This window comes from Microcoleus sp. B7-D4 (genome assembly GCF_036705125.1).
Taxonomy (GTDB): Bacteria; Cyanobacteriota; Cyanobacteriia; order Cyanobacteriales; family Microcoleaceae; genus Microcoleus.
This window is the reverse complement of sequence record NZ_JAUBTT010000106.1, coordinates 21,084-27,083: the sequence shown is the minus strand read 5'-3', so window position 1 is coordinate 27,083 and position 6,000 is coordinate 21,084. Positions and strand designations below refer to the sequence as shown.

6 protein-coding genes are annotated in these 6,000 nt (G+C 46.5%); 3 read left to right on the top strand and 3 right to left on the bottom strand.

The window, feature by feature from the left end:
* Positions 1–299 precede the first annotated feature (299 nt).
* Entirely contained in the window at positions 300–860 is a 561-nt protein-coding gene (locus tag QUB12_RS31190; protein ID WP_333146212.1) for an REP-associated tyrosine transposase, read from the bottom strand.
* A 261-nt stretch (positions 861–1,121) separates the two neighbouring features.
* Positions 1,122–1,991 carry a bifunctional methylenetetrahydrofolate dehydrogenase/methenyltetrahydrofolate cyclohydrolase FolD gene (gene folD / locus QUB12_RS31185; RefSeq protein ID WP_333146214.1) on the bottom strand — a complete coding sequence of 290 codons (870 nt, stop codon included), beginning with the start codon at positions 1,989–1,991 and terminating at the stop codon, positions 1,122–1,124.
* A 144-nt stretch (positions 1,992–2,135) separates the two neighbouring features.
* On the opposite strand from folD, the gene QUB12_RS31180 reads away from it, so the two are divergent.
* Together QUB12_RS31180 and QUB12_RS31175 are read left to right on the top strand one after the other, a co-directional pair.
* Positions 2,136–2,567 carry a DNA-binding protein gene (locus QUB12_RS31180; RefSeq protein ID WP_333146216.1) on the top strand — a complete coding sequence of 144 codons (432 nt, stop codon included), beginning with the start codon at positions 2,136–2,138 and terminating at the stop codon, positions 2,565–2,567.
* A gap of 150 nt (positions 2,568–2,717) precedes the next feature.
* Positions 2,718–3,140: an NUDIX hydrolase gene (locus QUB12_RS31175; RefSeq protein ID WP_333146218.1), complete on the top strand. Its 423-nt coding sequence runs from the start codon at positions 2,718–2,720 to the stop codon at positions 3,138–3,140.
* Between the two features lie 714 nt (positions 3,141–3,854).
* Here the strand turns inward: QUB12_RS31175 and QUB12_RS31170 are convergent.
* Complete coding sequence (locus QUB12_RS31170; RefSeq protein ID WP_333146220.1) at positions 3,855–4,403, bottom strand: LeuD/DmdB family oxidoreductase small subunit; 549 nt, start codon at positions 4,401–4,403, stop codon at positions 3,855–3,857.
* 548 nt (positions 4,404–4,951) lie between these two features.
* Between QUB12_RS31170 and QUB12_RS31165 the strand changes: the two genes are divergently transcribed.
* Complete coding sequence (locus QUB12_RS31165; protein WP_333146222.1) at positions 4,952–5,830, top strand: hypothetical protein; 879 nt, start codon at positions 4,952–4,954, stop codon at positions 5,828–5,830.
* Positions 5,831–6,000 lie beyond the last annotated feature (170 nt).

Sequence of the window (6,000 nt, the reverse complement as noted above, 5' to 3'; positions counted from 1 at the left end):
TTCAAATACGATATAAAATCTCATAGCGACGCACCATACTTCCGGTTTCTGTCAAACTGTAGGGTGCGTCGCGATCGCCAATCTTCAAATACGATATAAAATCTCATAGCGACGCACCATACTTCCGGTTTCTGTCAAACTGTAGGGTGCGTCGCGATCGCCAATCTTCAAATACGATATAAAATCTCATAGCGACGCACCATACTTCCGGTTTCTGTCAAACTGTAGGGTGCGTCGCGATCGCCAATCTTCAAATACGATATAAAATCTCATAGCGACGCACCATACTTCGTGACACCCTACAAATATAATTCTCCGCCAATATCTTCAGGAATCAACGGTACTTCATTCGCGCCCCAATCTTCAGGATAAATCCCCTGAGCAACAAATCGATGAAAACTAGAAAATTCCCAATCCTTCGGAGACCGACACAAATTATGTTTAACTGGATTATAATGAATGTAATCGCAATGGTGAGCGTAATCATTTTCATCGCGAATGACGTGTTCCCAATATCGACGCTGCCAAAGGTTACTTTCCTTGCGTTTTTTACGAGACTGACTAATTTCTGCTTCTATTCCCAATTTATGCCCGTAATATCGGGTTACAAAATCTTTAATTAACCCCAAACGAATTGGGTACTTGCTGTCGCCATCCGGCAAAGTAAGAATCATGTGAAGGTGATCCGGCAAAAGCACGATCGCATCAATGGTAAAAGGATAGAGTTTTTGGACTCTCATTATAGATTTTCGTAGCCCTGCGCGACCAATATCGCTGGACAGCCAAGGAATCCTTTTGTATGTATTTAAAACGAAAAAGTAAGTACCTCCCGGTACAAATGCTCTACGATAATTTGACATAATCGTTAGTAGGGTGCATTACCATAGTGTCATTTTATCATTGACATAGAGTGGAGCAAGGTGCGTCGCCATCGACAATATTCAACTACGATATACAATCTCACAGCGACGCACCCTACAGTGGAGTAAGGTGCGTCGCCATCGACAATATTCAACTACGATATACAATCTCACAGCGACGCACCCTACAGTGGAGTAAGGTGCGTCGCCATCGACAATATTCAACTACGATATACAATCTCACAGCGACGCACCCTACTTCTACTTGATGCTGTAACTCGAAACGGTATTTTCCAAAAGCATAGCAACAGTCATCGGCCCGATTCCTCCCGGCACCGGCGTGATAAATTCGGCTACTTTTTTAACAGCATCAAAGTCCACATCTCCGACCAAACGACTCGTACCGTCTGGATTGACGACGCGGTTAATACCGACATCAATTACTACTGATCCGGGTTTGACCATATTAGCTGTAATCATTTCTGTGCGGCCGACTGCGGCTATTAAAATATCGGCTTGATTGGTAATCGATTCTAGGTTTTGCGATCGCGAATGAGCTACAGTAACAGTGCAGTCGGCTTCTAACAGCATCAGTGCCATTGGTTTACCTACCAAAATACTTCTGCCCAAAACAACGGCATTTTTTCCTTTTAAATCAATCTGGTATTCCTGCAATAACCGCATCACTCCGGCGGGAGTACAACTCCGCAAACCTTCTTCCCCGCGCACGAGACGGCCTAAATTTACAGGGTGAAGTCCGTCAGCATCTTTATCGGGAGCAATTTGGTACAGCAGCGAAATTGCATCTAAGTGTTCTGGTAGCGGTAATTGAACTAAAATGCCGTCTACTCGATCGTCCTCGTTGAGTGCACGAATTGCAAGTTCTAGTTCGGCTTGAGTAGCGTTTGCGGGGTAATGCTGGCCGAAGGAAGCTATGCCAACTTTAGCGCAGGCTCGCTCTTTATTGCGAACATAGGCTGCGCTAGCTGGGTTGTCCCCTACCATCAGCACCGCAAGTCCGGGAGGACGCCCCTTTTGGGGTTGTAGGGCGCGGACTCGATCGCTCAGCTCGCTTTGAATCTTTGTCGCTAAAGCTTTGCCATCTAGTATTTGAGCAGTTTTGGCATCCATTGTAGACTCTGGGTTAGGGGCTGACGATTTTAGATTTTAGCTTAATCCCCGTCAAGGACTCCACTAGAGAAATTTCTTACTTGCGATCGATTCTGGGGATTCTGTTAAAGTAAGTCGTATCTCAAATCTCAAATCAGTTGACCAATGACTACTGCAAATAAGCAAGTTTGGGTTCAAAGATTCTGTACCAGCACTTTGTCGCTAATCCTCGCCAGCGGTTTCTTCAGTTGCGGCAATTTACCCATGTCTCAACTCAATCTTGGTTTTAATGTTGCTAGCATTGGCGACGTTCAACAAAAGCGGCAAGTGGATGCTGAAGTTTATCTCCGGGGAAAGGTAGAAAATCGCGCTCCGTTTGTAGGGAATGCGGCTTATCAACTTGACGATGGTACTGGCAGTATGTGGATTTTAACCAAGCAAGAGTTGCCCCAGCTTGGCGATGAAGTGTTGCTGAAGGGAGAAGTCCGCTACAAGAGTATTACTCTGAAGGAATTGGCCGGAAAGGATTTAGGTGAAGTTTATGTTGAGGAAATGGAACAATTAAAGCGGACTCCCAGTTCAGACAAGGGGAAATAGGCATGGGTTATTTGTTATTTGTTATTTGATAATTGCTCTTGGTTCCCTCTTCCTAATTTATTTAATATCTGAGGAATACTCGATAATTAATCCGTGTATTCCTGTTAAATAACTAATGACTAATAACTACTGACTAATGAGTAATGACTAATGACTAAAATTCACGTTGCGATCGCGATTTTATACCAAGACGGCAAGTTTCTCTGTCAGTTGCGAGACGATATTCCTCATATCAGGTATCCCGGACATTGGGCTTTGTTTGGCGGACACTTGGAACCGGGAGAAACTGCCCAAGTGGCTGTATTGCGGGAATTATCAGAGGAAATTGGCTATGCTCCTGCAAGTGTTTCTTTTTTCTGTTGCGATGTCGAACAAGATGTGGTTCGCCACGTTTTTCATTCACAACTTAGTGCGGATGTCAAGGATTTAGTTTTGCTTGAGGGTTGGGATATGAAGTTGTTGACACCGGAGCAGATTCGGGCGGGAAAATGCTTTTCTGAGCAGTCAGGAGATGTGCGACCTTTTGGGATTGCTCACCAGCGTATTTTATTGAATTTTATTGACTCGATTTGAGAAAATTGGCACGCACCCTACATTGCATGGGTTTGAGCAGGGAGCAATTGCTAGGATGATATTTTCCTAGACTTGTAGGTAATACTCATGACAATTGGTGTAGACTGAAGTAGCCTGCATAAAACCATCAGTAATGATGACTTCGACTTTCTCTCACTTCTCTCAAGCTTTCGCTTGAGAGCATCTCTGTAATCCTTGCGGTTCGAGGTTGGTCAAAACCAGTGAAGAATACACCTCCAAAATTTGTGCAAAATTTGTGCAAAATACGGTGAGAGCCATAAAAGTTAGGTGGCTCTAAAATTTTTCAAGGCCCCAACTGTGGTTAGAAAACACCAAGTTTGAGTAGCGCTTTAGGGATTTTCCTTAAAGCTTTGTGGGATACCACCATGCTCTGGGACCTGTCTGATGAGTGTGCTATATTCGGATTCTCTCAGGTTGTGGGAGATTGTCGGGATTAAAAGTATCAGATACTCGTAAGGTGCGATCGGTGGTGCACCCTACATTGCAGGCAGAGCTGTTTCATTCTCTTGTAGGGGCAGCCCCCCGTGGCTGCCCCAATCTCTGAAACACGAGCAAATCGTGGATGGGGAGGGTAGGCACGGGGAGTAGGGGTAGCACTACCCCTACAAAATCATCGTTTTCCGTAGGGGCAATCCGACCCCTACTCCCCGTGGTTGTCCCGAAACAGCCCTGACATTGCAGGGGTTTTAAAAGTTAAGAGCGAGCCGCAATCATTCCCGTTTGGCGCGCGTAGTCAAACAACCCTCCGGCATCAATCACTGGCCCTACTTCTCCTAACGGCTTGAGCGAGAAAGTTCGATCGAGAGTGTGGTTGACAATTACCTCTGCTGTAAAGTCGATCGTCACTTCTTGGCCCGTTACAAACAAGTCGCAGAGCCGCTCAACTGATTCCATCGGGTACAATTCGCCAGTAGCCGAGCAATTGCGAAAGAAAATGCGCGCGTAAGACAAAGCCACCACTGCTGTGACGCCTGCAGCCCCCAGAGCGATCGGAGCGTGCTCCCGCGAAGAACCGCAGCCAAAATTTTCGCCCGCTATGATAATCGGATACCGGGTTTTCTGTTCACCGGATTCGATAAACTTACCGTAGCGATCGGGCAACCCAATCATAGCGTAACTGCCTAGTTTCTCGTACTCGTCCGGCTTCGAGGGAACCAGGGTCAGGTATTCTGCCGGGATAATTTGATCTGTATCGATGTTGTCGTCTACAACAAAAATTTGACCGCTAATTACTTTACCCATAGTTTATTTCCTGTTAGCCTCGTTCGATGCTGTGGTGATAATTTTAAGTGGATCGGTATGCAAGATTTGCATCTGTTCATTTTAACCTGGCAGTGTCAGTGATAACCTGTTTGACATCCACCCCGACCGTCGCGGACGGGGATTCCCAAACCTCACGATTTGAATTTCTGCTTCTTCGCAACTGCCTCCACCCTAAAAGAGATTTGGTCTTATGTTCGCTCCACAGACTAACCCCGCAAGAGAAAGCGGTTTTTACGTGTCGAATACCAAACGGAATTCTTCTTCGTTTTTGATTCTAGGGATGTTTACCATTGCCCTATCCTATGCATCCCGGTCTACCGATTTTGCTTCGCCGCCAGCACCTCGGGCTGAACTTCGCTCGTATAGGCTGTTTGATCCATCGTCTCGGGTGGGTCGTTGACCAATTATATTGTAAGATAAAGCCGTCCTAAAAGGACGAGGTTTCTACCCAATTTTCTGATGAGTAAAAATTAGATCCGAGACTTTGGGTTAACAATTAACAGATTGCTAAGCGTCAAGATAGTTTTATGGCAAATCCAATAGATGACATTGCTCGACAAGCTCGCGAGGGCTCGGTTGCATCGATTATTCAAATCCTTAATGACGAACTGGCACAGGTAGGGGTCAGGGCCAGGGCCGTGTTTGCCGACGGGGTGCTGCAACTGCTGTGCGAAGCTGCAACGCCCCAACTGCTCGAAGAGTCTAGTTTGGTCGATCGAGTCCGAGAAATTTTGGAACGCATTTCGCCCCACAATATTCGCCGAGTCAACATCAACAGCCGGCTTGTCCGAGAACACCAACTGCTGTGGCTAGAAGAAATTAGCCGCGATCCCGAAAATCAACTGTTGTGGTCTCAAGAAATTAAACTCCGAAAGCCGAATTTGTTCAAGCGTTTAGCTCTGAGCAACCATCACGAACGCCAAGCTGTGGCAGGCAAGCGGGCTTTGCCGAGAATGGCTATACCTCGATCGATGCAGCAACCGCGACAATTTCAGCGCGGTATCGTCGGCGGCATCAGCTTGACCGTGCTGTTGCTTGCAGCAGCGGCCGCCATCTACAAAGGACTTAATTCCCAAGTGCCAAACAGCACCCAAGCCAGCACCCAAGCAGTTGCCAGTGCCCCTCCCTCGGAGGCAAAACCTGCTTTGAAAATTTCTAAGGAGACTGTTAATTCTGCTGTTGACTCTTTTGCCCAAGCAGTGCGAGTAGCCGAACAAGCAGCCACCGAGGGCAAAACCGCTCAATCTCGCCAGGATTGGTTAGTCGTAGCTGCTAAGTGGCAGCAAGCTTCCGATTTGATGGCCGCAGTGCCTTCCAAGCATCCCCGCTACACAACGGCTCAGAACCGGACAGCACTTTACCGCCAAAATAGCGATAAAGCCCAACAGGAAGCACAAAATAAGTAAGCAGATAAATTTAACAAGAGAGTTCGCCGCGCTGCTCTAGGTGTTGTGAAAAATGAGTTGTTGAGTAAAAACTCGGAAACTCTCAGCCGGCGTTATGAGTCATAATTTGGGGATTTTGAATTTTTGCGATCGGCGTTACTCGATCGGCCGATTTGTATCAAAATAAAAAT

Coding starts and splice junctions, on each gene's coding strand:
- QUB12_RS31190 (WP_333146212.1), bottom strand. CDS start 860: ATGTCAAATTATCGTAGAGCATTTGTACCGGGAGGTACTTACTTTTTC.
- QUB12_RS31170 (WP_333146220.1), bottom strand. CDS start 4,403: ATGGGTAAAGTAATTAGCGGTCAAATTTTTGTTGTAGACGACAACATC.
- QUB12_RS31175 (WP_333146218.1), top strand. CDS start 2,718: ATGACTAAAATTCACGTTGCGATCGCGATTTTATACCAAGACGGCAAG.
- folD (WP_333146214.1), bottom strand. CDS start 1,991: ATGGATGCCAAAACTGCTCAAATACTAGATGGCAAAGCTTTAGCGACA.
- QUB12_RS31165 (WP_333146222.1), top strand. CDS start 4,952: ATGGCAAATCCAATAGATGACATTGCTCGACAAGCTCGCGAGGGCTCG.
- QUB12_RS31180 (WP_333146216.1), top strand. CDS start 2,136: ATGACTACTGCAAATAAGCAAGTTTGGGTTCAAAGATTCTGTACCAGC.